Origin of the sequence: Tenacibaculum sp. IB213877, assembly GCF_034043975.1 — a bacterium.
Classification (GTDB): Bacteria; Bacteroidota; Bacteroidia; order Flavobacteriales; family Flavobacteriaceae; genus Polaribacter.
The window spans coordinates 250,056-275,873 of record NZ_JAXCHH010000004.1 but is presented as its reverse complement, the minus strand read 5'-3'; the positions used below and the strand labels follow the sequence as shown (position 1 = coordinate 275,873).

Genomic DNA, 25,818 nt, shown 5'->3' with positions numbered 1-25,818 from the left:
TTTAAAGTTTAGTATATCTAACTTCTAACCCAACATACCAATCAACTCCAGCTACATCTAAAGAAGGAAATACAAGATTTCCATCTTCATCAACATAACCTGGTTCATTTTGAGTAATAGGATTACTTGAAGCATATTGCCAATCAGTAATTGTTAAAATTCCACATACATCCTGAAATTCTATCCAATAACTACTTGCAAAATTACCTAAATAAGGCATTCTATATACACCTGGAGAAATTTCCTCTAATGTTAAAAGAGGTTGAGAAGAACCCCATGAGTAATCACCAGCTAAATCAGAAGAGCAATTAACTACTAAACTATAATTACCCATGCTTGAGTTATAGTAATATACATCACCATCTTTTTGTGTTACTTTTGTTCTAAAAGACAATACATCACCAATTCTAAGATCAGATTCAACCACACCAGTGTTTGATAATAAATCATCTAAATTGTCAATAACTAAATTATATGGTAAAGTAGTTGATTCTCCAAGAACAATCTCTTCTCCTCCATTAAAAGATTTAACAATCTCTATTTTTTCAAGGTTATCTAAACTACCACCAGTTTTACTAACAGTCATATTTAAATAAGCATTTGTAATTGAAACAGTAGCATCTTCTAGATCAACACCTACTTCAGGGGAACCTAGAATAGAACTATTTGATGTAGCAGAAACATTAATTAAAAAACCAGCCTCATCTTTAATTTCAGCAACTGTATCTGCATTTGTCTCACATGATGCTATGGTTAGTACCCCAACCATAGCTAAAAATATGTTTTTAAATTTTTTCATTTTAATACTTTTTTAGTTTATATATAAAAAGATTATTGCCACCACAATGATGTGGTTAAGTTATCCGTACCTTGAGCAGATACTGCATCAGTATAATTTAAGCCATTAACAGACTGTTGAGAGATAGGATAATTAAACCTTGAAGGAATAGATGATTCAACAGCATCTTGAGCTAAAGGTAAATTAGGAATTCCTGTTCTTCTCCATTCTGCAAATGCTTCAAATCCTTGCATATATAAAGCAACCCATGATTGTTCAGCAATTTGTTGCAAACCAGCTGCACCTCCATTATATGTTATAGGGAAGGTAGCAACACCATTTGCAGCACATGAAGCAGCAACTCCTTCATTAAAAAATGTAGCTGCATCTACAGGAGTAGCAATATAACCTTTTTCTGCAGCTTCAGCCATTAATAATTTTAGCTGAGCATTACTCATAAAATAAGCAGGTGCAGTAGCTTCTAAATATGCTTCACCAATCAATGATACATTATTAGAATCTCCAAATGGAGAGTTTGCAATATCTTCAATACCTGCAGGTTTTCCAACGTATCCATTTCCAGAACCATTACCACCTACTTCTTGAGCATATACAGGTAATCTTGTATCACCAGTACTTTTCATAAATTCTACAAGTTCTTCTCCTAAACACCATTCATTTGTTCTACCTCCATTTACAATTCCTTCAAAATAAGGATTTGCATTAGGTTCAGCACCAAGATAAACCAATTTAGCTTCATCATCATTACTACCAAATAAATTACCAGAGTTAACTAAAGCTGATAATTGAGCAGGAATGTTTCCTAAAGCAGGATTGTTTGAAGAAGAAGCTCTCATTAACACTCTAAATTTTAATGAAGCAGCAAACTTTTTCCATTTAGTATAGTCTCCAGCATATAATAAGTCTTGACTTGGATCAATATCTCCATTACCATTAAGTAAAGTCATAGCATTATCTAACATACTAAGTAATGTTGGATAAACTTGAGTTTCACTATCATCATATACAGGAGTAATGATTCCTTGATCTCCTTTTAAAGCTTCAGACATTGGAATGTTACCAAAAGCATCTGTTAGAACTTGATATGCGTAAGCTTTCATTACTAAAGCAACACCTTGAAGATTTGAGTTTCCTTCTTCAGCAGCCAATTGTTGCATTACATCTGCATCTTTTAAAACTCTAGAGTATAAAATACTCCATAAATTTTCAATAGAGTTTTGTCTTGGAATATAAAGTTCATTGTCATTATACACTGGTTTACCTAAATGTTGTACCCAACAAGAACCAGCTTCACCAGCTAAAAATGGACTTTGCACTTGGTCTCCAGCATTATAGATAACACTTGCTAATAATAAACTTGCAGGAACTGCTGAAGGATCATTAGGGTTTGTGTTAACTTCTTCAAAATCATTATTACAACTGGTTATGGTAAATAATTGAGCCACAACCATTATTGCTAATATTATTTTATTTATTTTCATCTTTTAAATTTTTTTTAAAATTTAACATTAAGGTTAAACCCAATACTTCTTGTAGAAGGGATTTGAGCATATTCTAAACCTTGTTGTCCAGTGTTACTACTAAATCCAGTTTCTGGATCAATATGAGGAACTTTCTTATATAAAATAGCTAAGTTTCTTACGGTTAACCCTAAAGTTACTTGATCTACTCCAGTATCACTTAATAATTTGTTTGGAATAGAGTAATTTAAAGCTAATTGTCTCCATTTAACAAATGAAGCATCATAAACTGATGATTCAGCAATATTTTGTGAATAAGTAGTACCAAAGAAACTTTGAGCTGATGTAACTACAGTGTTAGGAACATAACCCCCGTTACCGTCAGACATAACTCCATCACCAACAATACCAGTTTCTCTACCTTGGATAGTCTCTTCTAATACTCCAGCTAATTTACCCCAAGAGTTTGTTTGAGAATATATTTCACCACCCATTTTAACGTCAAATAATGTACTTATACTAAAGTTTTTATAAGACATATTTAATCCTAAACCACCGGTCCAATCAGGATTAATATTTCCTAAAACTTTTGCTGTTGGATCTCTTTGAGGTAAACCATTTGAATAGATAATTTCTCCTTCATCATTTCTTAAGAAACCTGGACCTACGATAGCACCAACAGCTTCTCCTTCTTTAGCAACAATATCAACATTCCATAATCCACCAAGAACAACTTGCCCATTATTAGTAGTAGGATCATCATCAATATTACTAGCTTCGTTTGTATTTTTAGCAAAGTTAATATTCATGCCTAAGTTGAAATCTTCACTTTTAATAAGATCTGCACTTAAAGCCAATTCAATACCTTTGTTAGAAATATCAGCAACGTTATCCCAATACCCTGTGTTACCACTTGCAGCGTCAATGTCTTTAAGCATAATAACATCAGAAGTTAATTTATCGTAATAAGTTAAATCAAAACGTAATCTGCTTTTAAATAATCTAGCTTCAATACCAATTTCTTTTTCTTCAGTATCCTGATTTTTAATATCTGGGTTCCATAGAGTGGATGGATATATAGCCGCAGGAGTTGTACCCCAAGGAGTATCACTGTATGCATATGAAGGTTCTATAGAATATGGAGCTAATGGACCTGCACTACCAACTTTAGACCAACCTCCTCTTACTTTTAAATATGAAACAGCACTTCCTTGGATGTTAAATATATCGCTAAGAATAGCACTAGCAGTAACACTAGGATAAAAGAAGCTATTGTTGTCAACAGGTAATACAGATGCCCAGTCATTTCTAGCAGTAAAATCTAAGAATAAATAATCTTTATACGATAAGTTAACAAAACCAAACAAACTGTTAATTTTTTGATCTTCTTGGTTTTGTTCTAATACTGGAGCTACACCATCTCTAGTATTTGAAATATTAAATAACCCAGGAATTTGTAATTCAGGAGCAATCATTGATAATCTATGATAGTTATTACTCATTAAGTTTGTACCAAAACTAGCACCTAAAGTAAAATCTTCATTTAAGTTACCATTATAGTTTAACATTGCTTGTGTGTTAACCTCGTATCTTGTACGTTGTATTTCTCTATAATAACCTCTAACATTTTCATAAGTACCAAATGCTCTTCTATAAGTGTCTAAAGAAGATGAATAATCGATACCTGTTTGAGCTGATATATTAAAGTTATCATTTATTTTGTAACCTAAAGTTACATTACCTAAAACTCTATTTCTGTCAAAAGTGTTAGTATTAGTATCTAATGCCCAGAAAGGGTTGTTGTTATATGCCAAATTCCAGTTAATTGGAGTAGCAACATCGGCACCTGCAGCATATCCTAAAGGTAAATTTCTCCAATCTCTTAAGGCATTAATATCTACATTTCTACCAGCCCAAACTAATTGACCAATTTGGTTGTTTGAATCTCCATAACCGACAGTAGGTAAGTTATCACTTTCAGACTTAATATAATTTACGCTAAATCCAGCATCCCACTTGTCAGATAAATTAAAGTTTAAACGTCCTCCGACATTATATTTTCTTAAATCTGTATTGTAAACAATACCAGTTTGATCTGTTAACCCTAAAGATAATCTTCCACTGTAACCTTCGCCTCCTTTAGAAAAAGAGATATTATTATTAGTTGTTACACCTGTTTCATAAAAATCTTTAACGTTGTTAGGTTGAGAAACCCAAGGTAATGGCTCTCCATCTACAGAATTCCATTGAATAAATTCTAAGCCTGCATCAAGAGCAGGACCCCAACTTTCATCAATACCTCCATCTCCAGTTACACCATCTACATACTCAAAATACTGAGAAGAACCTCCTTGACCATATGAGTTTTGATAATCAGGTAAAATAAAAGCATTATCAAATGAAATATTAGTAGAAATTTCAATTCCTAACTTATCAGATTTCTTAGCAGACTTAGTTGTTACAACTAAAACACCATTTGCACCTCTCATACCATATAGAGATGTTGCAGCACCACCTTTAAGAACGTTAATAGATTCTATATCATCTTGGTTTAAATCAGCTAAACCATTTGGAGTACTGTTCCCTCCACCTGATGTAGAATTACCATATGATGTGTTATCCATAACAACACCGTCTACAACAACTAAAGGCTGAGCACTACCACTAATTGTAGAAATACCTCTAATTACAATTCTACTTTCTGCACCAACTGCACCAGATGAACTTGTAACATTTACACCAGCTATTTTACCACTTAAAGAGTTAACAATGTTAGCATCTCTTACTTTGGTTAAGTCTTCAGAGTTAACACTTTGAGTAGCATAACCTAAAGCCTTCTCTTCTCTTTTAATACCTAATGCAGTTACAACTACTTCTTCTAGTACGTTATCTCCTTGCAAAACAATATTAAGAGTATTGGAAGAGCCTATAACTCTTTCTGCTGTTTTCATTCCAACAAAACTAAAAACTAATACGTCGCCAGTTTTTGCTTGAATAGAGTAATTACCATCAAAATCAGTTTCAGTACCACTTGTTGTACCTTTTTTCAGTATACTAACCCCAGGAAGTGGGCCTGTTTCGTCAGAAACCGTTCCTGAAATCATTCTGTCTTGTGCAAAGGAAATTTGCACAACCAACGCCAATAGTAGCGTTAAAATTCCATTAAACTTTGTCTTCATTGTATAATTATTTGAATTAATTGCCGCTAAAATCTTAAATTAATCTTAAATCAACAACTTTTTTAACAAAAAAAAAGCTAAAAAAATTAAAGAAAACTAAAACTTTTTTAATTATTGTGTAAAGTTAGAAATATGATTTTAAACCAATGTTTATGTTTAAGTAGGTGAATTTAGAATCGTCTTGATTATAAGAGTTTGTCAAGTTAATTACAATATTTGAATTCTTGATTTTTTGATAATAACCTAAGCCAAGACTTATTAAATTTTTATTTTTATTTCTTTGGGTTTTAATAACTCCATAATCAAAAATTGTATATAAATAAGAATTTTGATTGTTGATATATCTATATTCGGTGTTTAGTAGGCTATACTTGTGGGTTGAAAGACTTTCTTCAACGTATCCCCTTATGTTTTTTATTCCTCCAATCCTAAAAGACTCATTAATTAATATGTTGTTAGAAAACAGGGCAGCAGTTTCGTTTCGAATATAGAATTGGTGTCTCTTGCTAAATTTATGTAAGTAGCTACTCTCAAATTTTAATTTTATTTGAAAATCTTTTAAGTTTTCTAGATTTCTTGTTCCAAATTCAGGGTTGAATTTTAATAGGAGTTTTTTATTGTAAAAACTATCATTATAGGGTATAAAGTAGCTAATATATGATCCAATAAAATAATTAGAAAAATTACTATTATTTGTCTTGTTTATATTTACAAAAGAACTTTCTGTATTGTAAGTAATGCCGACTTTTGTATTGCTTGTGAAATCATAAAATAAATTAAAATTAAACTTAGTGTTTAAAAAAGTAGAGTCCTGTTTGTATACATTAAATTGGATTTCTGATATGAAAGGGCTGTTGAAAATATATGGAAAGCAGGTTAGCAGTTTGAAGCTTTGTCTTTCGTTACCGTTAGCTTTCCAGTCAATTAAAAATTTCTCACCTGTATTTAGTATATTGTTGAGCTCTAAATTTAGGTGCCCGTTAAATATTAAATTATTTGTTCCTGATGAGTTGAAATTTATAAGTCCATCAAAAGCGCTTGTTTTTTTTTTCTTTAAATAAATATAAACAATAGTGGAGTCATTTGTAAAGAGTGTCTCAGGAGTTTTTGTTTCAGTTATGAAATCTAATTGTTTTAGTGAGTTTGAAGTTTTTCTTAGGAAATTGTGATTTATTTTAGTTTTATTTTTAATCTTCAGATAATGTTTTATATATGAATCTGGGAAGTTCTCATATCCTTTTACTATAATTTTATTAATAGTTCGTTGTTTTGAATTTGTTATTTTTAAGTTAGTGAAAAGTGTGTCGTTCTTAATTCGGATGTTTTTTAAACAAAGCTCGGAGAATGGTTTACCTTCTTCGTCTAAAAAGTTGTTGATTTTTAGTAAATAACCCTTTAAGTCTTCTATTTTAAGGGTTATTTTCCTGTTAAGATTTAAGTTTTTGTTTGATTTTATTGTTTTTTGTGAGGCACTTAGAATAGCATGATTGATCTTTTTGTTTAAGGTAAGGTATAGGTTGGTTTTGTTGTTCGCTGTTGTTACACTATCTATAGTGTTGGTGAAGTAGCCGATGTATTTTAGGTTTTCAACGATTAATTGAATTTCTTCACTAATAGATTCTGTTGAATTATGAATCTTTTTAAATGATAGTGTGTTAATGAAACTGTTTTTGTTAATAGAGTCATTTACAATTACGTTTAAAGAGATATTTTGAGCCTTAGTATTTGATATTGAAATAAAATAACAGATGCTCATACATGCATGGATGAATAAAAATCTAATCAAAGCCTGTTTTATTAATATTCAAAAATAGAATAAATCCTCAATTACAACCTGTAAAAACTGTTTTTTAAAAAATAACTCATTGATATTTGAATAATTGGATATTAATCGTACATTTGCACTCTCTTAAAATGAGAGTAAAATTTTTAATACAAACGAAAAATAGTAATTAATTTAGTATGCCAACTATTCAACAATTAGTTCGTAAAGGAAGAACCAAAATAACTAAGAAGAGTAAATCGGCTGCTTTAATGTCATGTCCTCAAAGACGTGGAGTTTGTACTCGTGTTTATACAACAACGCCTAAAAAGCCTAACTCAGCAATGCGTAAAGTTGCTCGTGTTAGATTAACAAATGGTAATGAGATCAACGCGTACATTCCAGGAGAAGGACATAACTTGCAAGAGCACTCGATAGTATTAGTTAGAGGTGGAAGGGTAAAAGATTTACCAGGGGTTAAATACCACATTGTTCGTGGTGCATTAGATACTGCAGGTGTTGAGGGAAGAACTCAACGTAGATCTAAGTACGGAGCAAAACGCCCAAAAGACAAAAAGTAGTTTATTAAGTAACTTTTTTAATGTAGAGACATGAGAAAAAGAAGAGCTAAAAAAAGAGTTTTGTTACCGGACCCAAGGTTTAATGATCAATTAGTAACACGTTTTGTGAATAACTTAATGTGGGATGGTAAGAAATCTGTAGCGTTTAAAGTATTCTATGATGCAATTGACATTGTAGATCAAAAGAAAACTGACGAAGAAAAGTCAGCTTTAGAAATATGGAAAGATGGTTTGTCTAACGTAATGCCACACGTAGAGGTTCGTTCTCGTCGTGTAGGTGGTGCTACATTCCAAATTCCAATGCAAATTCGTCCAGATCGTAAGGTTTCTATGGCGATCAAATGGATGATTTCATATGCGCGTAAGCGTAATGAAAAAACAATGGCACAACGTTTAGCGGCTGAAATTTTAGCTGCTGCAAAAGAAGAAGGTGCTGCTGTTAAGAAAAGAGTAGATACTCATAAGATGGCTGAAGCAAACAAAGCATTCTCACACTTTAGATTTTAATAGAAATGGGTAGAGATTTAAAATATACAAGAAATATTGGTATTGCTGCGCACATTGATGCTGGTAAAACTACAACTACAGAGCGTATCCTTTATTATACAGGAGTATCTCATAAAATTGGTGAGGTACACGACGGTGCTGCTACTATGGACTGGATGGAGCAGGAGCAAGAAAGAGGTATTACAATTACTTCTGCTGCTACAACTTGTACATGGCAGTTTCCTACTGAAAACGGAAAGCCAACTGCAGACGCAAAAGGATATCACTTTAATATTATTGATACTCCAGGTCACGTTGACTTTACTGTAGAAGTAAACCGTTCATTACGTGTATTAGATGGATTAGTATTCTTATTCTCTGCAGTTGATGGTGTTGAGCCTCAATCAGAAACTAACTGGCGTTTAGCTGATAACTATAAAGTACCTCGTATGGGGTTTGTTAACAAGATGGATCGTCAAGGTTCTAACTTCTTAGCGGTATGTCAGCAAGTAAAAGATATGTTAGGTTCTAACGCAGTCCCAATTGTTTTGAATATTGGTGATGAAGCTGATTTTAAAGGGATAGTTGACTTGGTAAAAAACCGTGCTATTGTATGGCACGATGAAACACAAGGTGCAACTTTTGATGTTATCGATATTCCTGAAGATTTAAAAGAAGAAGCTAGAGAGTTACGTGGTAAGTTAATCGAGGAGGTTGCTGCTTATGATGAAAACTTGCTAGAGAAGTATATGGAGGATGAAGACTCTATTACAGAAGATGAAATTCACGCTGCTTTACGTGCTGCTGTAATGGATATGTCTATTATTCCTATGGTTTGTGGTTCTGCTTTTAAGAATAAAGGTGTTCAGTTCTTGTTAGATGCTGTATGTCGTTACTTACCATCTCCATTAGATAAAGATGCAATTGTAGGAACAGATCCTAATACTGGTGAAGAAATTTCTCGTAAACCAGATGCTAAAGAACCGTTTTCAGCTTTAGCGTTTAAGATTGCTACAGACCCTTTCGTAGGTCGTTTAGCATTCTTCCGTGCATATTCAGGTCGTTTAGATGCAGGTTCATACATCTTGAACAACCGTTCAGGTAAAAAAGAGCGTATATCTCGTATTTACCAAATGCACTCTAACAAGCAAAATGCTATCGATTTTATCGAAGCTGGAGATATTGGAGCTGCTGTAGGATTTAAAGATATCAAGACTGGTGATACTATGTCTGATGAGAAGAATCCTATTATTTTAGAATCAATGGACTTCCCAGATCCAGTAATTGGTATTGCAGTGGAGCCTAAAACTAAAGCAGATGTTGATAAATTAGGTATTGCATTATCTAAATTAGCAGAAGAAGACCCAACGTTTACTGTTAAAACAGATGAAGCTTCAGGTCAAACAGTAATTTCAGGAATGGGTGAGTTACACTTAGATATTATTGTTGATCGTTTAAAGCGTGAGTTTAAAGTTGAAGTAAACCAAGGTCAACCACAAGTAGAGTACAAAGAAGCATTAACTGCAACAGCAGACCACAGAGAGGTTTATAAGAAGCAATCTGGTGGACGTGGTAAGTTTGCTGATATCGTATTTACTATGGAGCCAGCTGAAGAAGGTAAGCAAGGTTTAGAGTTTGTTTCTGAAATTAAAGGTGGTAACGTTCCTAAAGAATTTATCCCTTCAATTGAAAAAGGATTTAAAGAAGCAATGAAAAATGGTCCTTTAGCAGGATACGAAATGGATTCGATGAAAATTACACTTAAGGATGGATCTTTCCACCCTGTAGATTCTGATCAGTTATCGTTCGAATTAGCTGCTAAAATGGGTTACAAAGCTGCTGCAAAAGCTGCAAGAGCTGTAATCATGGAACCAATGATGAAGTTAGAAGTGTTAACTCCAGAAGAAAACATGGGTGATATCGTAGGTGACTTAAACAGACGTAGAGGTCAAGTAAACGATATGAGTGACCGTGCTGGATCTAAAGTAGTAAAAGCTATCGTTCCATTATCAGAAATGTTTGGATACGTTACTTCATTACGTACTTTATCATCAGGTAGAGCAACTTCAACAATGGAGTTCTCTCACTATGCTGAAACACCTTCTAATATTTCAGAAGAAGTAATTGCAAACGCTAAAGGTTAATTAAGATGAGTCAAAAAATTAGAATAAAATTAAAATCTTACGATTACAACTTAGTAGATAAGTCTGCTGAAAAAATCGTAAAGACTGTAAAGAGTACAGGTGCTGTAGTGAACGGGCCAATTCCTTTACCAACTCATAAAAAGATTTTTACAGTATTACGTTCACCACACGTAAACAAAAAATCTAGAGAACAATTTCAATTATCTGCTTACAAAAGATTATTAGACATTTATAGTTCTTCATCAAAAACTATTGATGCTTTAATGAAGCTTGAGTTACCAAGTGGGGTTGAAGTTGAAATAAAAGTATAAGTAATTGATAACTTTCGGTTTAATTTGTTTAAACCGAAAGTTTTTTATACATTTGCACGCCCAAAAGATTTTTTGGGTAGTGTATTTTTAGTTTTGAAAGACTAAAAAATAACATGTCCGGAGGGTTTCGCGAAGGAAAAACGGTAAAACACAATAAGCAGAGCGAAAGTGTTTTACGCTCTTTTTTTATTTTAGAAATTTCAATGGAAATGATTAAAAAAAAGTAAACACATTAATAATTAATTATAAATATGTCTGGGTTAATAGGAAAAAAAGTAGGAATGACCAGCTTATTCGATGAAAATGGAAAGAATATTCCATGTACGGTAATCGAAGCAGGTCCTTGCGTTGTTACCCAAGTCAGAACCGAAGAGGTTGACGGTTATAACGCGTTACAACTTGGTTTCGATGACAAAAAAGCAAAAAGCTCTAATAAAGCTTTAGATGGTCACTTTAAAAAAGCTGGCACAACTGCTAAGAAAAAAGTCGTTGAATTCCAAGAATTTGAAGGAGAGTACAATTTAGGAGACTCTGTTACTGTTGAATTATTTACTGAAGGAGAGTTTGTAGATGTATCTGGAATTTCTAAAGGTAAAGGTTTTCAAGGAGTTGTAAAAAGACACGGTTTTGGTGGTGTAGGTCAAGCTACTCACGGTCAGCATAACCGTTTAAGAGCGCCAGGTTCTGTTGGTGCGGCATCATACCCTGCAAGAGTATTTAAAGGAATGCGTATGGCAGGACGTATGGGTGGAGAGAAAGTTAAAGTTCAAAATTTAAGAATTTTAAAAGTGGTTCCAGAAAAGAACTTAATCGTAGTTAAAGGTGCGGTTCCTGGTCATAAAAATTCTTATGTAACTATCGAGAAATAATGAAAGTAGCAGTATTAGATATTACAGGAAAAGATACTGGTAGAAAAGTTGAACTTTCTAACGAAGTATACGGTATAGAGCCAAATGATCATGCTATATATTTAGATGTAAAACAATATTTAGCAAATCAAAGACAAGGAACTCATAAAGCTAAAGAAAGAGCTGAGATTGCAGGAAGTACAAGAAAGATAAAAAAACAAAAAGGTACAGGTACTGCTCGTGCAGGATCTATCAAATCTCCTGTATTTAGAGGGGGAGGACGTATCTTCGGTCCAAGACCAAGAAATTATTCTTTCAAATTAAATAAAAACTTAAAGCGTTTAGCACGTAAATCAGCTTTAAGTATTCAAGCAAAGGATAACAATTTAGTAGTTGTTGAAGATTTCAATTTCGAAGCTCCAAAAACTAAAGAATTTGTAAACGTGTTAAAAGCTTTAGGGTTAGATGCTAAAAAGTCTTTATTCGTAGTAAGCGAATCAAGTAAGAACGTGTACATTTCATCACGTAACTTAAAAAACTCTAAAGTTGTAGATGCTTCAGGAATAAATACCTATAGTGTATTAAACGCTAATAAAGTGGTAATTTCTGAAAGCACTTTAGAAGGAATTGAATCTAACTTAAGTAAATAGGATCACAAAATGAGTATTTTAATAAAGCCTATTATTACAGAAAAAGCAACAAATGCAAGCGAAAGATTTAGTCGTTATACTTTTGTTGTGAAAAAAGATGCTAACAAAATTCAAATTAAAGACGCAGTAGAAGCTACTTATGGTGTAACTGTAGAGTCTGTTAGAACATTAAACCACCCTGCATTACGTAAAACCAAGTATACTAAAAAAGGTTTAGTTTCTGGTTTAACTAGTGGTTATAAAAAAGCAGTGGTTAAGTTAGCAGAAGGAGAAATTGATTTTTATAACAATCTATAAGAATAAGAGAGACAAATGTCAGTTAGAAAATTAAAACCAATAACACCAGGTCAGCGTTTTAGAGTTGTAAATGGGTTCGACACCATCACAGCTGATAAGCCGGAAAAGTCATTATTGGCTCCGAAAAAGAGATCTGGAGGTCGAAACAATCAGGGTCGTATGACAACACCTAATAGAGGTGGTGGTCATAAGAGAAGATATCGTATTATCGATTTTAAAAGAAATAGATTTAACGATCCTGCTACAGTATTAACTATTGAGTACGATCCAAACCGTACAGCGTTTATCGCTTTAGTTCAATATGCTGATGGAGAAAAGCGTTATGTAATTGCACAAAACGGATTAAAAGTAGGACAAACTGTGGTTTCAGGAAATGAAGCTACACCAGATGTAGGTAATGCAATGTTCTTAAGTGATATTCCTTTAGGAACCACTATTTCATGTATTGAATTACGTCCAGGTCAAGGTGCTGTTATGGCTCGTTCTGCAGGTTCTTTTGCTCAATTAATGGCAAGAGACGGTAAATATGCAACTGTTAAGTTACCTTCTGGTGAAACAAGATTAATCTTATTAACTTGTTTAGCTACTATCGGAGTTGTATCTAACTCAGATCACCAATTATTAGTTTCTGGTAAAGCTGGTAGATCTAGATGGCTAGGTAGAAGACCAAGAACGAATGCAGTTAGAAAGAACCCAGTTGATCACCCAATGGGAGGTGGTGAAGGACGTTCTTCTGGAGGACATCCAAGATCTAAGAATGGAATACCTGCTAAAGGTTATAAGACTAGATCTAAGACTAAGGCTAGTAACAAGTATATTATAGAACGTAGAAAGAAATAATAAACCATGGCAAGATCATTAAAAAAAGGACCGTACGTTCACTATAAATTAGAAAGAAAAGTGTTAGCTAACGTAGAGTCAGGTAGCAAATCTGTTATCAAAACTTGGTCAAGAGCAAGTATGATTACTCCTGATTTTGTTGGACAAACAATTGCAGTTCATAACGGAAAGCAATTTGTACCAGTATACGTTACAGAAAACATGGTAGGTCATAAATTAGGCGAATTTTCACCAACACGTTCATTCCGTGGACACGCTGGTGCAAAAAATAAAGGAAAAAAATAGTAGGAAATGGGAGTTCGTAAACAAAATATGGCAAAACAGTTAAAAGAAGCTAAAAAGCAACGTGCTTTTGCAAAGCTTACTAACTGTCCTACATCACCAAGAAAAATGCGCTTGGTTGCAGATTTAGTAAGAGGAGTAGAGGTTGAAAAAGCTTTACAAATCTTAAAATTCAGTCCAAAAGAAGCATCTCGTAACTTAGAAAAGTTATTATTATCAGCTATTGCTAACTGGCAAGCTAAAAATGAAGATGCAAGTATTGAAGACGCTGGATTATTTGTAAAATCTATTTATGTAGATAGCGCAGGTATGTTAAAAAGATTAAGACCAGCTCCGCAAGGACGTGCTCATAGAATTCGTAAGCGTTCTAATCACGTTACTTTAGAGTTAGGTGCTAAAAATAACAGTAATTAATCATTAGTAGAAATGGGACAAAAGACAAATCCAATAGGAAATCGTTTAGGAATTATCAGAGGATGGGAATCTAACTGGTATGGTGGAAATGACTACGGTGATAAATTAGCTGAAGACAACAAGATAAGAAAGTACATCAGTGCTCGTTTATCTAAAGCAAGTGTTTCTCGAGTTATTATTGAGCGTACTTTAAAACTTGTAACCGTTACTATCACTACTGCACGTCCAGGTATCATTATTGGTAAAGGAGGTCAAGAGGTAGACAAGTTAAAAGAAGAGCTTAAGAAAATTACAGGAAAAGAAGTTCAAATTAATATTTTTGAAATTAAGCGTCCAGAGCTTGATGCACAATTAGTAGCAGCAAGTGTAGCACGTCAAATTGAAAATAGAATTTCTTACAAGAGAGCTACTAAAATGGCTATCGCAGCTGCAATGCGTATGAATGCTGAAGGAATTAAAGTTCAACTTTCAGGTCGTTTAAACGGAGCTGAAATGGCACGTTCAGAGCATTATAAAGAAGGAAGAATTCCTCTATCAACCTTCAGAGCAGATATCGATTATGCACTTGTTGAGGCACATACTACATACGGAAGAATCGGTGTGAAAGTATGGATAATGAAAGGTGAGGTTTATGGTAAACGTGAATTATCTCCATTAGTAGGATTATCTAAACAAAAAGGTAATTCAGGAAAAGGAGGAGGAAAACGTCAACCTCGCAGAAGAAAATAATTTTTAAAAGAAATTAAAGATGTTACAGCCAAAAAGAGTAAAATTCCGTAGAGTTCAGAAAGGAAAAGGGAATATGACGGGTAACTCTGGTAGAGGACACCAACTTTCTAACGGAATGTTTGGTATCAAATCACTAGACCAGAATTTACTTACTTCTCGTCAAATAGAAGCAGCTCGTATTGCGGCAACTCGTTATATGAAAAGAGAGGGGCAATTATGGATTAAAATATTTCCAGACAAGCCTATAACTAAAAAGCCTTTAGAAGTACGTATGGGTAAAGGTAAAGGTGCTCCAGATCACTTTGTTGCTGTTGTAAAACCAGGAAGAATCTTATTTGAAGTTGGTGGTGTGCCAATGGAAGTAGCAAAAGAAGCTTTACGTTTAGCAGCTCAAAAACTTCCTGTAAAAACGAAGTTTGTGATTGCAAGAGATTTTGATTATAACGCTTAATTCTAAAAGACATGAAACAATCAGAAATTAAAGAATTATCAACAGCTGACTTACAAGACAAGCTAGGAGCGTTGAAGAAAAATTATACTGATCTTAAGATGGCTCATGCCATAACTCCATTGGAAAACCCATTAGAGTTACGTAGCTTAAGAAAAACTGTAGCAAGAATTGCAACAGAATTAACAAAAAGAGAATTACAATAATTCTAGTCAGTTTTAAAGATGGAAAAAAGAAATCTTAGAAAAGAAAGAATAGGTGTTGTATCTAGTAACAAAATGGAGAAATCTATAGTTGTTTCTGAGGTAAAAAGAGTAAAACACCCAATGTACGGAAAGTTCGTATTAAAAACGAAAAAGTACGTTGCTCATGACGAGAATAATGATTGCAACATTGGAGATACTGTAAAAATAATGGAAACTCGTCCATTAAGTAAATCTAAACGTTGGAGATTAGTAGAAATCCTAGAAAGAGCTAAATAATATGTTACAGACAGAATCAAGATTAAAAGTAGCAGACAACACTGGAGCTAAAGAAGTTTTAGTGATTAGAGTTTTAGGAGGAACAAAAAAGCGTTACGCTAGCGTTGGAGATAAAATCGTTGTAACGGTTAAGTCTGCAACTCCAAACGGAACTGTAAAGAAAGGTCAAGTATCTCGTGCAGTTGTTGTTCGTACTAAGAAGGAAGTTAGACGTAAAGACGGATCATATATCAGATTTGACGACAATGCTTGTGTATTATTAAATCCTGCAGAGGAGATGAGAGGTACACGTGTATTTGGTCCAGTGGCTCGTGAGTTACGTGAGAAACAATTTATGAAGATCGTATCATTAGCACCTGAAGTGCTTTAATATTGTATTTAAGATGAAGAAGTTCAAAATCAAATCAGGAGATACTGTTAAAGTTATAGCAGGAGATCATAAAGGATCTGAAGGAAAAGTTTTACGTATCCTTAAAGAAAAGGATAGAGTAGTAGTTGAAGGAGTTAATATGATATCTAAACATACTAAACCTAGCGCTACAAATCCTCAAGGAGGTATCGTAAAAAAAGAAGCACCATTGCATATTTCTAACGTTGCTTTAGTTGAAAACGGAGAAGCAGTAAGAGTAGGTTATAAAATGGAAGGCGATAAGAAAGTAAGAGTTTCAAAAAAATCAGATAAAGCAATATAACCATGAGTTACGTACCAAGATTAAAAGAAGAGTACAAGAGCAGAGTTATCAAAGCTCTTACTGATGAGTTCGGTTATAAAAATGTAATGCAAGTACCTAAATTACAAAAAATTGTTGTAAGTAAAGGTGTTGGTGCTGCAATTGCCGATAAGAAATTAATAGAATATGCTATTGATGAGTTAACAACAATTACAGGTCAAAAAGCTGTTTCAACTATTTCTAAAAAAGACGTTGCAAACTTCAAATTACGTAAAGGTATGCCAATTGGTGCTAAAGTTACGTTACGTGGAGATAAAATGTATGAGTTTTTAGATAGATTAGTTACAGCTTCTTTACCACGAGTAAGAGATTTTAACGGAATCAAAGCTAATGGTTTTGATGGTAGAGGTAATTATAATTTAGGAATTACTGAACAGATCATCTACCCAGAAATTAATATTGATCAAGTGAAAAAAATTAGTGGTATGGATATTACTTTTGTAACATCTGCACAAACTGATAAAGAAGCAAAATCATTATTAGGTGAATTAGGTTTACCATTTAAAAAGAACTAAAAGATGGCTAAAGAATCAATGAAAGCGCGTGAGCGCAAAAGAGCTAAAATGGTTGCAAAGTATGCAGAAAAGAGAAAAGCTTTAAAAGAAGCTGGAGACTATGAAGCATTACAAAAGTTACCAAAAAACGCATCTCCAGTTAGAGTACACAACCGTTGTAAATTAACAGGACGTCCAAGAGGATATATGCGTCAGTTCGGAATTTCACGTGTTACTTTCCGTGAAATGGCTAACCAAGGATTAATTCCAGGAGTAAAAAAAGCTAGCTGGTAACAGTAAGTTTTATATATGTATACAAAGGTGTATAACCAATTATGGTTGTACACCTTTTTTGTATATTTACAATTCTTTAAACTTCCTATATTTTAGGTTTACTTATACAGGTTTTGCCAACGTTTTTTAATCCGAAAAATCTAAATAAACAAAACACTTTGATTTTCAAAAAGTTTGTGTATATTTGCACACTGTTTTTGTGGGGTAATTATGTCCTGTTGTGAATGGGTTTTTTGATTTTAAAATTCATACTCAAAATGTACTTAATTAAGTATCAGTGTCAAAAACAAAAATAAATCAATATTAACTGGTTTCAGGTTTAGTGATTACGGCTATATATCCGTAGGAACAATAGAAATTACTAAATACCAAAACCGCAAATTAATTTTTTATGTATACAGATCCAATCGCGGATTTTCTTACTCGAGTGCGTAACGCCATCGGTGCAAACCACAGAGTAGTGGAAGTTCCTGCTTCTAAATTGAAGAAGGAAATGACGAAAATTTTGTTTGATCAAGGTTACATATTAAGCTATCAGTTCAATGACGAAAGTGTTCAAGGAACAATTAAAATAGCTTTAAAATATGACCGAGACACAAAAGAATCAGTTATTAGAAAGATTCAAAGAATCTCAACTCCAGGTTTACGTAAGTATGTAGGTGCTAAGGAAATGCCTAGAGTACTTAACGGACTTGGAATTGCTATTGTATCAACTTCTAAAGGTGTAATGACTAATAAGCAAGCACGTCAAGAGAATGTTGGTGGAGAGGTATTATGTTATGTTTACTAAAAAACATGTTGTAAAATGAGTAGAATAGGAAAAAATCCAATCGCATTACCACAAGGTGTTGAAGTTAAAGTAAACGGAAACGTGGTAACAGTAAAAGGTAAATTAGGAGAATTAACTCAAGAGTTAACTTCTGATATTACTGTAAAAGAAGAAGAAGGTACTATTGTGGTTGAAAGACCATCTGATGGTAGAGAGCACAGAGCTGCTCATGGTTTATACCGTGCCTTAATCAATAATATGATTGAAGGAGTTAGTAAAGGATTTACTAAAGAGTTAGAATTGGTAGGTGTTGGTTATAGAGCTTCTAATCAAGGTCAAAAGTTAGATTTAGCCTTAGGTTTTTCTCATAATATTGTTTTAGAATTAGCGCCAGAAGTTAAGATTGAAACCGTATCAGAAAAAGGTAAAAATCCAATCGTAAAATTAACTTCTCATGACAAGCAATTAGTTGGGCAAGTAGCTGCTAAAATCCGTTCTTTCCGTAAGCCAGAGCCTTATAAAGGAAAAGGGATTAAGTTTGTAGGTGAAGTAATTAGAAGAAAAGCAGGTAAATCTGCATAATAATATTTAGTGTTATGGCATTATCAAAGCTTGAAAGAAGACAACGTATAAAGTATAGAATTAGAAAAATTGTTGCAGGTACTGAAGCTAAACCAAGATTATCGGTTTTCAGAAGTAACAAAGAAATCTATGCTCAGTTAATAAATGATGTTGACGGTGTAACAATTGCATCTGCATCATCAAGAGATAAAGAAATTACATCTGGCTCTAAAGCAGAAGCTGCGGCAGCTGTTGGAAAAGCTATTGCTGAAAAAGCTACTAAAGCAGGAGTAGAAACTGTTGCTTTTGATAGAAACGGTTACTTATACCATGGTAGAGTAAAAGTGTTAGCTGATGCTGCAAGAGAAGCTGGTTTAAAATTTTAAGAAATTATATTATGTTAGGATATAAAAACGTAGAAAGAGTAAAACCAAGCGGATTAGAGCTTGTAGATAAATTAGTAGGCGTACAACGTGTTACCAAGGTTACTAAAGGTGGTAGAGCATTTGGTTTTTCTGCTATTGTAGTAGTTGGTGATGGTAAAGGAGTTGTAGGTCATGGTTTAGGGAAATCTAAAGATGTATCTTCTGCAATTGCGAAAGCAGTTGAAGAGGCTAAGAAGAATTTAGTTCGTATTCCTATTATTGACGGAACTTTACCACATGAGCAAAAAGGTAAATTTGGTGGAGCAAAAGTGTTTATTAAACCAGCTTCACACGGTACCGGGGTTATTGCAGGTGGTGCAGTACGTGCAGTATTAGAGTCTGTAGGTGTACACGATGTACTATCAAAGTCTCAAGGATCATCTAACCCTCACAACGTAGTAAAAGCAACGTTTGATGCATTATTACAGTTACGTAGTGCAGAAACAGTTGCAAGACAAAGAGGTATTTCTTTAGAAAAAGTTTTTAACGGATAAAAATTTTAAGACGATGAGTAAAATTAGAGTTACACAAGTAAAAAGTAAAATCGGTCGCCTTAAAAATCAAAAGAGAACCTTAGAGGCGTTAGGTTTACGCAAAATGAACCAAACTGTAGAGCATGATGCAACACCTACAATTTTGGGAATGGTAAATAAAGTTCAACACTTAATTTCTGTTGAAGAAATTAAATAAGATTTAACAACATGAGTTTACACAACTTAAAACCAGCTGCTGGATCAAACAAGAACAAAGGGAAACGTTTAGGACGTGGAGAAGGTTCTGGTAAAGCAACTACTGCTGGTAGAGGACATAAAGGAGCAAAATCTCGTTCAGGATATTCTCGTAAAATCGGATTTGAAGGAGGACAAATGCCACTTCAAAGACGTGTGCCTAAGTTTGGATTTACTAACATTAACCGTAAAGAATATGTTGGTATTAACTTAGATAAGTTACAAGAATTAGTTGACAACGGAAGAATTACTGATACAGTAAACATCGATGTTTTAGTTGAAAACAGATTAGCACGTAAAAATGATTTAGTAAAAATCTTAGGACGTGGAGAGTTAAAGGCTAAATTAAATGTTTCTGTACATAAATTTACTGCAACAGCAAAAGCAGCAATTGAAGCTGCCGGAGGTGAAGTAGTTACATTATAAGAATTGTAAATGATGAATTTTATAAATACTTTAAAAGACATTTGGAAGATTGAAGAGTTAAAAGAAAAATTACTTTTAACAATAGGTTTAATCGCTGTGTATCGTTTTATGGCAGCAGTTCCATTACCAGGAATTGATCCAACTCAGTTAGCCGCTTTAAAAGATAGCACTGAAGGAGGTCTTTTAGGAATTTTAAATGCATTTACAGGTGGGGCATTTGCTAGAGCATCAGTTATGGCTTTAGGTATAATGCCTTATATTTCTGCTTCTATTGTAGTTCAATTAATGGGTATTGCAGTACCATATTTGCAAAAACTACAAAAAGATGGAGAAAGTGGACGTAAAAAGATTACACAAATAACAAGATGGTTAACCATTGCTATTACGTTAGTTCAAGGACCTACGTATATTACAGCAATTAAAACTCAATTTGGATTGCCAGACTCTGCTTTCTTAGTAAGTGGTGCTACATTTTGGGTGTCATCAATGATTTTATTAACCGCAGGTACAATTTTTGCAATGTGGTTAGGAGAGCGTATTACTGACAAAGGTGTAGGTAATGGAATTTCATTATTAATTACCGTAGGTATCATCGCTAATTTTCCAGCAGCATTTATTCAAGAATTTATTTCTAAAGTAACCAATGCAGGTGGTGGAGGAATCATGATGATTTTAATTGAATTAATTGTTTGGTTTGTAGTAATTTTGTTAACCGTTTTATTAGTTACAGCGGTACGTAAAGTTGCAATTCAATATGCAAGACGTACTACAGTTACTAACATTAAAGATGTGGATGGTGCACGTCAGTACATTCCTTTAAAGTTGAATGCTGCTGGTGTAATGCCTATTATTTTTGCTCAAGCAATTATGTTTTTACCTATTGCTTTAGGTCAAAAATACCCAGCTTTAAATAGTTTAACTGATAATTTCGGGTTATGGTATAATGTTATATTTGCTATTTTAATCATTATTTTTAGTTATTTCTATACAGCTATTACTATTCCAACAAATAAAATGGCTGAAGACTTAAAAAGAAGCAATGGTTTTGTGCCAGGTTATAAGCCAGGAGAAGAAACAGCAAACTATTTAGATTCTGTATTGTCTAAAATTACTTTACCAGGATCTATATTTTTAGCAGCTTTATCTATTTTACCAGCTATCATTATTAAATTTGGTGTTACTCAAAATTGGGCAATGTTCTATGGAGGAACTTCATTAATTATTATGGTAGGTGTAGCAATAGACACTATTCAGCAAATTAACTCATACTTATTAAACAGTCGTTATGACGGTTTAATGAAGACTGGAAACAGTAATAGAAAATCATTAAAATAATATGGCTAAACAATCAGCAATTCAACAAGACGGAACAATTACAGAAGCGTTGTCAAACGCAATGTTCCGTGTAGAATTAGAAAACGGACATATTGTAACGGCTCACATTTCTGGTAAAATGCGTATGCACTATATCAAATTATTACCTGGAGATAAGGTAAAGTTAGAAATGAGCCCATATGATTTATCAAAGGCAAGAATTACTTACAGATATTAAAAAACAAAACTGATGAAAGTAAGAGCATCATTAAAGAAAAGAAGTGCCGACTGTAAAATTGTTCGCAGAAAAGGCAGATTATATGTAATTAACAAAAAGAATCCTAGATTTAAACAAAGACAAGGGTAGTTATGGCAAGAATCGCAGGTATAGATATTCCAAAGAATAAAAGAGGTGTTATCGCTTTAACTTACATCTTTGGTATAGGAAAAAGCAGAGCTAAAGAGATTTTAGCAAACGCAAAAATTGACGAAAATATCAAAGTTCAAGATTGGAATGATGATCAAATTGCAGCAATTCGTGAGCAAGTTGGTACTTACACTATTGAAGGTGAGTTACGTTCTGAAGTTCAATTAAGCATTAAGCGTTTAATGGACATCGGATGTCAAAGAGGTATTCGTCACAGACTTGGGTTACCATTAAGAGGTCAAAGAACGAAGAATAACTCTCGTACAAGAAAAGGTAAGAGAAAAACTGTAGCTAACAAGAAGAAATAATCGTTAGGTTATTTTTACTAATAGTAAAGAATTATGGCAAAGTCTAAAGTAACAAAAAAACGTAAAGTTGTAATTGAATCAGTAGGTGAAGCTCACGTTACTGCATCATTCAACAATATTATTATTTCTTTAACAAACAAAAAAGGTGATGTAATTTCATGGTCATCTGCAGGAAAAATGGGCTTTAGAGGTTCTAAAAAGAATACTCCTTATGCAGCTCAATTAGCAGCAGAAGATTGTGCAAACGTTGCTAAAGAAGCAGGTTTACGTAAAGTAAAAGTGTATGTTAAAGGACCAGGTAACGGTAGAGAGTCTGCTATCAGATCTATCCACAATGCTGGTATCGAAGTAACAGAAATCATTGATGTTACTCCAATTCCACACAACGGATGCCGTCCACCAAAAAGAAGAAGAGTATAATTTATATTTTAAACCAAGTAGGAAATAGGTTATCGAAGGAGTACGCCTTAATTCATAACCCCTACTTATAACAATTAAGAAATGGCAAGATATACAGGACCAAAAACTAAGATTGCTCGTAAGTTTGGAGAAGCAATTTTTGGAGATGATAAGAACTTTGAAAAAAGAAATTATCCTCCAGGACAACATGGATTAGCTAAAAGAAGAGGTAAAAAATCTGAATATGCTATCCAGTTAATGGAAAAACAAAAAGCTAAGTATACTTATGGTATCTTAGAACGTCAATTCCGTAACATTTTCAAAAAAGCTCAAGCTTCAGGAGGAATTACAGGTGAGGTTTTATTACAATTATGTGAGTCTCGTTTAGATAACGTTGTTTACCGTTTTGGAATAGCAAATTCACGTAGAGCAGCACGTCAGTTAGTATCTCACCGTCACATTACTGTAAATGGAGATATTGTTAACATTCCATCATATAGAATAAAAGAAGGAGATGTTGTTGCAGTAAGAGAAAAATCTAAATCTTTAGAAGCTATTGAAAATTCATTAGCATCTAACAGTAATGTTTATGAATGGTTAAGCTGGAATGCTGATCAGAAATCTGGAACTTTTGTTAAAGTACCAGAAAGATTACAAATTCCAGAAAATATCAAAGAGCAATTAATCGTAGAATTATATTCTAAGTAATAATTAACCATATTGGTATTCAGCTAAAGGGTCTGCTTGTTCTTCTTCAAACTTGCAGACCGCGCAACTGAATAACAATTAAAACGAAGAAAAAATATATGGCAATTTTAAATTTTCAAAAACCTGATAAAGTAATCATGATTGAATCTACTGATTTTTCAGGAAGATTCGAGTTTAGACCTTTAGAACCAGGTTTTGGATTAACAGTTGGTAACGCTTTACGAAGAGTATTATTATCTTCATTAGAAGGATTTGCAATAACATCTTTACGTGTTGATGGTGTTGAGCACGAATTCTCAACTATTCAAGGTGTTGTAGAAGATGTTACAGAAATCATCTTAAACTTAAAACAAGTACGTTTTAAAAAACAAATTGAAGAGTCAGATAGAGAAACTGTATCCATCGCTATATCAGGTAAAGAGCAATTAACTGCAGGGGATTTACAAAAATTCATTTCTGGTTTCCAAGTATTGAACCCAGATTTAGTTATTTGTAACATGGATAAATCTGTTAAATTAAATGCAGAAATTACCATTGAAAAGGGTAGAGGGTTTGTTCCAGCAGAAGAAAACAAAAGAGCAGGAGCACCTTTAGGAACTATTTTTACAGATTCTATTTACACGCCAATTAAAAACGTTAAATACGCTGTAGAGAATTTCCGTGTTGAGCAAAAAACTGATTATGAAAAATTAGTTTTTGACATCGATACAGATGGTTCTATTAACCCAAAAGATGCATTAACAGAAGCAGCAAAGATTTTAATCCACCACTTTATGTTATTCTCTGATGAAAGAATAACATTAGAGGCAGATGAAAAAGCACAAACTGAAACTTACGATGAAGAATCATTGCACATGCGTCAGTTATTAAAAACGAAGCTTGTTGATATGGACTTATCTGTTCGTGCTTTAAATTGTTTAAAAGCTGCAGAAGTAGATACTTTAGGAGACTTAGTATCATTTAACAAAAGTGATTTAATGAAGTTTAGAAACTTTGGTAAAAAATCATTAACTGAATTAGAAGAATTAGTGATTAGCAAAAACTTAAGTTTTGGAATGGATTTAAGCAAGTATAAATTAGATAGAGATTAAAAACCTTTCATAATTTGCTCCTCAAAAAGGGTTGAGCAAGATGAAAGCTAAAAACAAAGGTCATGAGACACGGTAAAAAAGTAAACCATTTAGGTAGAAAAACAGCGCATAGAAAAGCTATGTTAGCAAATATGGCTTGTTCATTAATTGAACATAAGCGTATTAACACAACTGTTGCTAAAGCGAAAGCTTTACGTACTTTTGTTGAGCCTTTAATTACAAAGGCAAAAGCAGAAAACAATACTACTACTGAACAAAATACTCACAACAGACGTGTTGTATTTAGTTATTTACGTAACAAATATGCTGTTACTGAGTTATTCAAAGAAGTAGCTGTTAAAATAGGTGACAGACCAGGTGGTTACGTTCGTATTATCAAGTTAGGAAATCGTCAAGGAGATAATGCTCCTATGGCAATGGTAGAGTTAGTTGATTACAATGAACTATACAACCCTAAAGGTAATAAAGCTAAAAAATCTACTCGTCGTAGCCGAAGAGGAGGTTCTAAACCAGCAGCTGCTCCAGTGGCTGATGTTGAAACTTCACAAGAAGAAGAATAAAAATGAAAATTTTTATAAATCATATAAAAAGGGACAAACATTTAATGTTTGTCCCTTTTTTTATATATTAGCATAACTTTTTAATTTTAAATTAATTACTATGAAGTTTTTTTTAACATTATTTTTAATTATTTCTAGCTTTGTATGCTTAAGCCAAAGAGGGCCTGCATCTATAAGTTCAGCAGCAAATTTACCTGGTGGATCTAATGGTTTTTCAGGAGGAACAAATAATTTTTTAAATTTAAATACAGGTAAATGGATAAAAAATAATAATAAAAAATTAGATATTGAGGGAACTACATATTTATTTAATAAGTGGAATAATGTTGTTGTAATTAATTCCTATGATGGTAAACAATATAAATTAAGAGATGTCAATTTTAATTTAAAGACTAATGGTATTGAAGCAAAGTTAAGTGATAATACTCAAGATTCAGTTTTTATTTTTAATTCTGGTAGTATTAATTATTTCAGTATTAATAATAAAAAATTTGTAAAAAAGATAATTGTAAAGGAAAAAAATAGTTTTTTTGTTGAAGAATTAAATAATGATGAAAAATTGAAATTGTTTAAATATTATCAAATAGGCATAATACAAGGCAGTTTTAACCCTATGACGCAAAAGAAAACATCTAATGATAAGTTTGAAAAGAAAGTTGCTTATTATATTGAAGAAAATAATAAAGAGAAAAAATTAAAAGAAATTAGATTAAGTAGATCTTATGCATTACAATACATGAAAGATAGAAAAAGTGAAATTAAAAGCTTTGTAAAAAAGAATAACCTAAGCTATAGAAAAGAAAAAGATTTTATTAGAATGATTAATTATTATAACTCATTATAATTCATAAAAAAAGGGACAAGCATTAAA

37 protein-coding genes are annotated in these 25,818 nt (G+C 33.0%); 33 read left to right on the top strand and 4 right to left on the bottom strand.

Annotation, left to right across the window (positions count from 1 at the left end):
* Position 1: 1 nt before the first annotated feature.
* The 4 genes from SLH33_RS04635 to SLH33_RS04620 form a co-directional block, all read right to left on the bottom strand.
* On the bottom strand, positions 2-799 hold the full coding sequence (locus SLH33_RS04635; protein WP_320417899.1) for a hypothetical protein: 798 nt from the start codon (positions 797-799) through the stop codon (positions 2-4).
* 32 nt (positions 800-831) lie between these two features.
* Positions 832-2,280, bottom strand: a complete 1,449-nt coding sequence (locus SLH33_RS04630) for a SusD/RagB family nutrient-binding outer membrane lipoprotein (RefSeq protein ID WP_320417898.1) — start codon at positions 2,278-2,280, stop codon at positions 832-834.
* Between the two features lie 14 nt (positions 2,281-2,294).
* A complete protein-coding gene (locus SLH33_RS04625; protein WP_320417897.1) occupies positions 2,295-5,438 on the bottom strand; it encodes a SusC/RagA family TonB-linked outer membrane protein in 3,144 nt (1,047 codons plus the stop codon).
* A gap of 124 nt (positions 5,439-5,562) precedes the next feature.
* Positions 5,563-7,224, bottom strand: a complete 1,662-nt coding sequence (locus SLH33_RS04620; RefSeq protein ID WP_320417896.1) for a hypothetical protein — start codon at positions 7,222-7,224, stop codon at positions 5,563-5,565.
* Between the two features lie 176 nt (positions 7,225-7,400).
* Here SLH33_RS04620 and rpsL point away from each other — a divergent pair, with 176 nt between their 5' ends.
* The 33 genes from rpsL (at position 7,401) to SLH33_RS04455 (ending at position 25,791) form a co-directional block, all read left to right on the top strand.
* Entirely contained in the window at positions 7,401-7,781 is a 381-nt protein-coding gene (gene rpsL / locus SLH33_RS04615) for a 30S ribosomal protein S12 (protein ID WP_320417895.1), read from the top strand.
* Positions 7,782-7,811: 30 nt separating this feature from the next.
* On the top strand, positions 7,812-8,288 hold the full coding sequence (gene rpsG / locus SLH33_RS04610; RefSeq protein ID WP_320417894.1) for a 30S ribosomal protein S7: 477 nt from the start codon (positions 7,812-7,814) through the stop codon (positions 8,286-8,288).
* A gap of 5 nt (positions 8,289-8,293) precedes the next feature.
* The gene (gene fusA, locus SLH33_RS04605; RefSeq protein ID WP_320417893.1) at positions 8,294-10,411 is read left to right on the top strand and encodes an elongation factor G; all 2,118 of its coding nucleotides are present in this window, start codon (positions 8,294-8,296) and stop codon (positions 10,409-10,411) included.
* Between the two features lie 5 nt (positions 10,412-10,416).
* Entirely contained in the window at positions 10,417-10,722 is a 306-nt protein-coding gene (gene rpsJ / locus SLH33_RS04600; protein ID WP_075342599.1) for a 30S ribosomal protein S10, read from the top strand.
* A gap of 251 nt (positions 10,723-10,973) precedes the next feature.
* Positions 10,974-11,591 carry a 50S ribosomal protein L3 gene (gene rplC, locus SLH33_RS04595; RefSeq protein WP_320417892.1) on the top strand — a complete coding sequence of 206 codons (618 nt, stop codon included), beginning with the start codon at positions 10,974-10,976 and terminating at the stop codon, positions 11,589-11,591.
* Positions 11,591-12,220: a 50S ribosomal protein L4 gene (rplD, locus tag SLH33_RS04590; RefSeq protein WP_320417891.1), complete on the top strand. Its 630-nt coding sequence runs from the start codon at positions 11,591-11,593 to the stop codon at positions 12,218-12,220. The genes rplC and rplD overlap by 1 nt, the downstream gene beginning before the upstream one ends.
* Before the next feature lie 9 nt (positions 12,221-12,229).
* The gene (gene rplW / locus SLH33_RS04585; RefSeq protein ID WP_320417890.1) at positions 12,230-12,517 is read left to right on the top strand and encodes a 50S ribosomal protein L23; all 288 of its coding nucleotides are present in this window, start codon (positions 12,230-12,232) and stop codon (positions 12,515-12,517) included.
* A 15-nt stretch (positions 12,518-12,532) separates the two neighbouring features.
* The gene (gene rplB / locus SLH33_RS04580; protein WP_320417889.1) at positions 12,533-13,357 is read left to right on the top strand and encodes a 50S ribosomal protein L2; all 825 of its coding nucleotides are present in this window, start codon (positions 12,533-12,535) and stop codon (positions 13,355-13,357) included.
* Positions 13,358-13,363: 6 nt separating this feature from the next.
* Positions 13,364-13,642 (top strand): 30S ribosomal protein S19, encoded by a 279-nt coding sequence (rpsS, locus tag SLH33_RS04575; RefSeq protein WP_320417888.1) that lies wholly within the window; start codon positions 13,364-13,366, stop codon positions 13,640-13,642.
* A 6-nt stretch (positions 13,643-13,648) separates the two neighbouring features.
* Positions 13,649-14,053: a 50S ribosomal protein L22 gene (gene rplV / locus SLH33_RS04570; RefSeq protein WP_320417887.1), complete on the top strand. Its 405-nt coding sequence runs from the start codon at positions 13,649-13,651 to the stop codon at positions 14,051-14,053.
* A gap of 12 nt (positions 14,054-14,065) precedes the next feature.
* Positions 14,066-14,782 (top strand): 30S ribosomal protein S3, encoded by a 717-nt coding sequence (gene rpsC, locus SLH33_RS04565; RefSeq protein ID WP_320417886.1) that lies wholly within the window; start codon positions 14,066-14,068, stop codon positions 14,780-14,782.
* Positions 14,783-14,801: 19 nt separating this feature from the next.
* Positions 14,802-15,233, top strand: coding sequence for a 50S ribosomal protein L16 (rplP, locus tag SLH33_RS04560; protein WP_320417885.1), 432 nt, complete (start codon positions 14,802-14,804; stop codon positions 15,231-15,233).
* Between the two features lie 11 nt (positions 15,234-15,244).
* Positions 15,245-15,436, top strand: coding sequence for a 50S ribosomal protein L29 (rpmC, locus tag SLH33_RS04555; RefSeq protein WP_320417884.1), 192 nt, complete (start codon positions 15,245-15,247; stop codon positions 15,434-15,436).
* Positions 15,437-15,454: 18 nt separating this feature from the next.
* On the top strand, positions 15,455-15,712 hold the full coding sequence (gene rpsQ, locus SLH33_RS04550) for a 30S ribosomal protein S17 (protein WP_075342609.1): 258 nt from the start codon (positions 15,455-15,457) through the stop codon (positions 15,710-15,712).
* A 1-nt stretch (position 15,713) separates the two neighbouring features.
* A complete protein-coding gene (rplN, locus tag SLH33_RS04545; RefSeq protein ID WP_132793408.1) occupies positions 15,714-16,082 on the top strand; it encodes a 50S ribosomal protein L14 in 369 nt (122 codons plus the stop codon).
* Between the two features lie 13 nt (positions 16,083-16,095).
* A complete protein-coding gene (gene rplX / locus SLH33_RS04540; RefSeq protein ID WP_320417883.1) occupies positions 16,096-16,404 on the top strand; it encodes a 50S ribosomal protein L24 in 309 nt (102 codons plus the stop codon).
* A gap of 2 nt (positions 16,405-16,406) precedes the next feature.
* On the top strand, positions 16,407-16,958 hold the full coding sequence (gene rplE / locus SLH33_RS04535) for a 50S ribosomal protein L5 (protein ID WP_320417882.1): 552 nt from the start codon (positions 16,407-16,409) through the stop codon (positions 16,956-16,958).
* Positions 16,959-16,961: 3 nt separating this feature from the next.
* Complete coding sequence (rpsN, locus tag SLH33_RS04530) at positions 16,962-17,231, top strand: 30S ribosomal protein S14 (protein WP_320417881.1); 270 nt, start codon at positions 16,962-16,964, stop codon at positions 17,229-17,231.
* A 391-nt stretch (positions 17,232-17,622) separates the two neighbouring features.
* The gene (rpsH, locus tag SLH33_RS04525) at positions 17,623-18,021 is read left to right on the top strand and encodes a 30S ribosomal protein S8 (protein ID WP_320417880.1); all 399 of its coding nucleotides are present in this window, start codon (positions 17,623-17,625) and stop codon (positions 18,019-18,021) included.
* Between the two features lie 15 nt (positions 18,022-18,036).
* A complete protein-coding gene (rplF, locus tag SLH33_RS04520) occupies positions 18,037-18,582 on the top strand; it encodes a 50S ribosomal protein L6 (protein ID WP_320417879.1) in 546 nt (181 codons plus the stop codon).
* Between the two features lie 14 nt (positions 18,583-18,596).
* Complete coding sequence (rplR, locus tag SLH33_RS04515; protein WP_320417878.1) at positions 18,597-18,947, top strand: 50S ribosomal protein L18; 351 nt, start codon at positions 18,597-18,599, stop codon at positions 18,945-18,947.
* Positions 18,948-18,958: 11 nt separating this feature from the next.
* Positions 18,959-19,480 carry a 30S ribosomal protein S5 gene (gene rpsE / locus SLH33_RS04510; RefSeq protein WP_413818257.1) on the top strand — a complete coding sequence of 174 codons (522 nt, stop codon included), beginning with the start codon at positions 18,959-18,961 and terminating at the stop codon, positions 19,478-19,480.
* A gap of 13 nt (positions 19,481-19,493) precedes the next feature.
* The gene (gene rpmD / locus SLH33_RS04505) at positions 19,494-19,676 is read left to right on the top strand and encodes a 50S ribosomal protein L30 (RefSeq protein WP_320417877.1); all 183 of its coding nucleotides are present in this window, start codon (positions 19,494-19,496) and stop codon (positions 19,674-19,676) included.
* A gap of 11 nt (positions 19,677-19,687) precedes the next feature.
* The gene (gene rplO, locus SLH33_RS04500; RefSeq protein ID WP_320417876.1) at positions 19,688-20,140 is read left to right on the top strand and encodes a 50S ribosomal protein L15; all 453 of its coding nucleotides are present in this window, start codon (positions 19,688-19,690) and stop codon (positions 20,138-20,140) included.
* Between the two features lie 12 nt (positions 20,141-20,152).
* Positions 20,153-21,475, top strand: coding sequence for a preprotein translocase subunit SecY (gene secY / locus SLH33_RS04495; protein WP_320418151.1), 1,323 nt, complete (start codon positions 20,153-20,155; stop codon positions 21,473-21,475).
* A 1-nt stretch (position 21,476) separates the two neighbouring features.
* A complete protein-coding gene (gene infA / locus SLH33_RS04490) occupies positions 21,477-21,692 on the top strand; it encodes a translation initiation factor IF-1 (protein ID WP_004568721.1) in 216 nt (71 codons plus the stop codon).
* Positions 21,693-21,704: 12 nt separating this feature from the next.
* Positions 21,705-21,821, top strand: a complete 117-nt coding sequence (gene ykgO, locus SLH33_RS04485) for a type B 50S ribosomal protein L36 (protein ID WP_010181906.1) — start codon at positions 21,705-21,707, stop codon at positions 21,819-21,821.
* Between the two features lie 2 nt (positions 21,822-21,823).
* On the top strand, positions 21,824-22,189 hold the full coding sequence (gene rpsM / locus SLH33_RS04480; protein ID WP_320417875.1) for a 30S ribosomal protein S13: 366 nt from the start codon (positions 21,824-21,826) through the stop codon (positions 22,187-22,189).
* Positions 22,190-22,222: 33 nt separating this feature from the next.
* Positions 22,223-22,609, top strand: a complete 387-nt coding sequence (gene rpsK, locus SLH33_RS04475; RefSeq protein WP_068703467.1) for a 30S ribosomal protein S11 — start codon at positions 22,223-22,225, stop codon at positions 22,607-22,609.
* A gap of 81 nt (positions 22,610-22,690) precedes the next feature.
* Entirely contained in the window at positions 22,691-23,296 is a 606-nt protein-coding gene (gene rpsD, locus SLH33_RS04470) for a 30S ribosomal protein S4 (protein ID WP_320417874.1), read from the top strand.
* A gap of 98 nt (positions 23,297-23,394) precedes the next feature.
* The gene (locus SLH33_RS04465; RefSeq protein WP_320417873.1) at positions 23,395-24,387 is read left to right on the top strand and encodes a DNA-directed RNA polymerase subunit alpha; all 993 of its coding nucleotides are present in this window, start codon (positions 23,395-23,397) and stop codon (positions 24,385-24,387) included.
* 62 nt (positions 24,388-24,449) lie between these two features.
* Positions 24,450-24,947: a 50S ribosomal protein L17 gene (rplQ, locus tag SLH33_RS04460; protein WP_320417872.1), complete on the top strand. Its 498-nt coding sequence runs from the start codon at positions 24,450-24,452 to the stop codon at positions 24,945-24,947.
* Positions 24,948-25,047: 100 nt separating this feature from the next.
* Complete coding sequence (locus SLH33_RS04455) at positions 25,048-25,791, top strand: hypothetical protein (RefSeq protein ID WP_320417871.1); 744 nt, start codon at positions 25,048-25,050, stop codon at positions 25,789-25,791.
* Positions 25,792-25,818: the final 27 nt, after the last annotated feature.

Excerpts from the sequence above, each read along its gene's own strand:
- fusA (WP_320417893.1), top strand. The coding sequence starts at position 8,294 with ATGGGTAGAGATTTAAAATATACAAGAAATATTGGTATTGCTGCGCAC.
- rplD (WP_320417891.1), top strand. The coding sequence starts at position 11,591 with ATGAAAGTAGCAGTATTAGATATTACAGGAAAAGATACTGGTAGAAAA.
- rplC (WP_320417892.1), top strand. The coding sequence starts at position 10,974 with ATGTCTGGGTTAATAGGAAAAAAAGTAGGAATGACCAGCTTATTCGAT.
- rpsD (WP_320417874.1), top strand. The coding sequence starts at position 22,691 with ATGGCAAGATATACAGGACCAAAAACTAAGATTGCTCGTAAGTTTGGA.
- ykgO (WP_010181906.1), top strand. The coding sequence starts at position 21,705 with ATGAAAGTAAGAGCATCATTAAAGAAAAGAAGTGCCGACTGTAAAATT.
- rpmC (WP_320417884.1), top strand. The coding sequence starts at position 15,245 with ATGAAACAATCAGAAATTAAAGAATTATCAACAGCTGACTTACAAGAC.
- rplB (WP_320417889.1), top strand. The coding sequence starts at position 12,533 with ATGTCAGTTAGAAAATTAAAACCAATAACACCAGGTCAGCGTTTTAGA.
- rpsH (WP_320417880.1), top strand. The coding sequence starts at position 17,623 with ATGTATACAGATCCAATCGCGGATTTTCTTACTCGAGTGCGTAACGCC.
- rpsS (WP_320417888.1), top strand. The coding sequence starts at position 13,364 with ATGGCAAGATCATTAAAAAAAGGACCGTACGTTCACTATAAATTAGAA.
- SLH33_RS04635 (WP_320417899.1), bottom strand. The coding sequence starts at position 799 with ATGAAAAAATTTAAAAACATATTTTTAGCTATGGTTGGGGTACTAACC.
- rplP (WP_320417885.1), top strand. The coding sequence starts at position 14,802 with ATGTTACAGCCAAAAAGAGTAAAATTCCGTAGAGTTCAGAAAGGAAAA.
- rplQ (WP_320417872.1), top strand. The coding sequence starts at position 24,450 with ATGAGACACGGTAAAAAAGTAAACCATTTAGGTAGAAAAACAGCGCAT.
- secY (WP_320418151.1), top strand. The coding sequence starts at position 20,153 with ATGAATTTTATAAATACTTTAAAAGACATTTGGAAGATTGAAGAGTTA.
- rpsC (WP_320417886.1), top strand. The coding sequence starts at position 14,066 with ATGGGACAAAAGACAAATCCAATAGGAAATCGTTTAGGAATTATCAGA.
- SLH33_RS04465 (WP_320417873.1), top strand. The coding sequence starts at position 23,395 with ATGGCAATTTTAAATTTTCAAAAACCTGATAAAGTAATCATGATTGAA.
- rpsQ (WP_075342609.1), top strand. The coding sequence starts at position 15,455 with ATGGAAAAAAGAAATCTTAGAAAAGAAAGAATAGGTGTTGTATCTAGT.
- rplO (WP_320417876.1), top strand. The coding sequence starts at position 19,688 with ATGAGTTTACACAACTTAAAACCAGCTGCTGGATCAAACAAGAACAAA.
- rplF (WP_320417879.1), top strand. The coding sequence starts at position 18,037 with ATGAGTAGAATAGGAAAAAATCCAATCGCATTACCACAAGGTGTTGAA.
- rplW (WP_320417890.1), top strand. The coding sequence starts at position 12,230 with ATGAGTATTTTAATAAAGCCTATTATTACAGAAAAAGCAACAAATGCA.
- rplR (WP_320417878.1), top strand. The coding sequence starts at position 18,597 with ATGGCATTATCAAAGCTTGAAAGAAGACAACGTATAAAGTATAGAATT.
- rpsM (WP_320417875.1), top strand. The coding sequence starts at position 21,824 with ATGGCAAGAATCGCAGGTATAGATATTCCAAAGAATAAAAGAGGTGTT.
- rplV (WP_320417887.1), top strand. The coding sequence starts at position 13,649 with ATGGGAGTTCGTAAACAAAATATGGCAAAACAGTTAAAAGAAGCTAAA.
- SLH33_RS04630 (WP_320417898.1), bottom strand. The coding sequence starts at position 2,280 with ATGAAAATAAATAAAATAATATTAGCAATAATGGTTGTGGCTCAATTA.
- infA (WP_004568721.1), top strand. The coding sequence starts at position 21,477 with ATGGCTAAACAATCAGCAATTCAACAAGACGGAACAATTACAGAAGCG.
- rpsG (WP_320417894.1), top strand. The coding sequence starts at position 7,812 with ATGAGAAAAAGAAGAGCTAAAAAAAGAGTTTTGTTACCGGACCCAAGG.
- rplX (WP_320417883.1), top strand. The coding sequence starts at position 16,096 with ATGAAGAAGTTCAAAATCAAATCAGGAGATACTGTTAAAGTTATAGCA.
- rplE (WP_320417882.1), top strand. The coding sequence starts at position 16,407 with ATGAGTTACGTACCAAGATTAAAAGAAGAGTACAAGAGCAGAGTTATC.
- rpsJ (WP_075342599.1), top strand. The coding sequence starts at position 10,417 with ATGAGTCAAAAAATTAGAATAAAATTAAAATCTTACGATTACAACTTA.
- SLH33_RS04625 (WP_320417897.1), bottom strand. The coding sequence starts at position 5,438 with ATGAAGACAAAGTTTAATGGAATTTTAACGCTACTATTGGCGTTGGTT.
- rplN (WP_132793408.1), top strand. The coding sequence starts at position 15,714 with ATGTTACAGACAGAATCAAGATTAAAAGTAGCAGACAACACTGGAGCT.
- rpsK (WP_068703467.1), top strand. The coding sequence starts at position 22,223 with ATGGCAAAGTCTAAAGTAACAAAAAAACGTAAAGTTGTAATTGAATCA.
- SLH33_RS04455 (WP_320417871.1), top strand. The coding sequence starts at position 25,048 with ATGAAGTTTTTTTTAACATTATTTTTAATTATTTCTAGCTTTGTATGC.
- rpsE (WP_413818257.1), top strand. The coding sequence starts at position 18,959 with ATGTTAGGATATAAAAACGTAGAAAGAGTAAAACCAAGCGGATTAGAG.
- rpsL (WP_320417895.1), top strand. The coding sequence starts at position 7,401 with ATGCCAACTATTCAACAATTAGTTCGTAAAGGAAGAACCAAAATAACT.
- rpmD (WP_320417877.1), top strand. The coding sequence starts at position 19,494 with ATGAGTAAAATTAGAGTTACACAAGTAAAAAGTAAAATCGGTCGCCTT.
- rpsN (WP_320417881.1), top strand. The coding sequence starts at position 16,962 with ATGGCTAAAGAATCAATGAAAGCGCGTGAGCGCAAAAGAGCTAAAATG.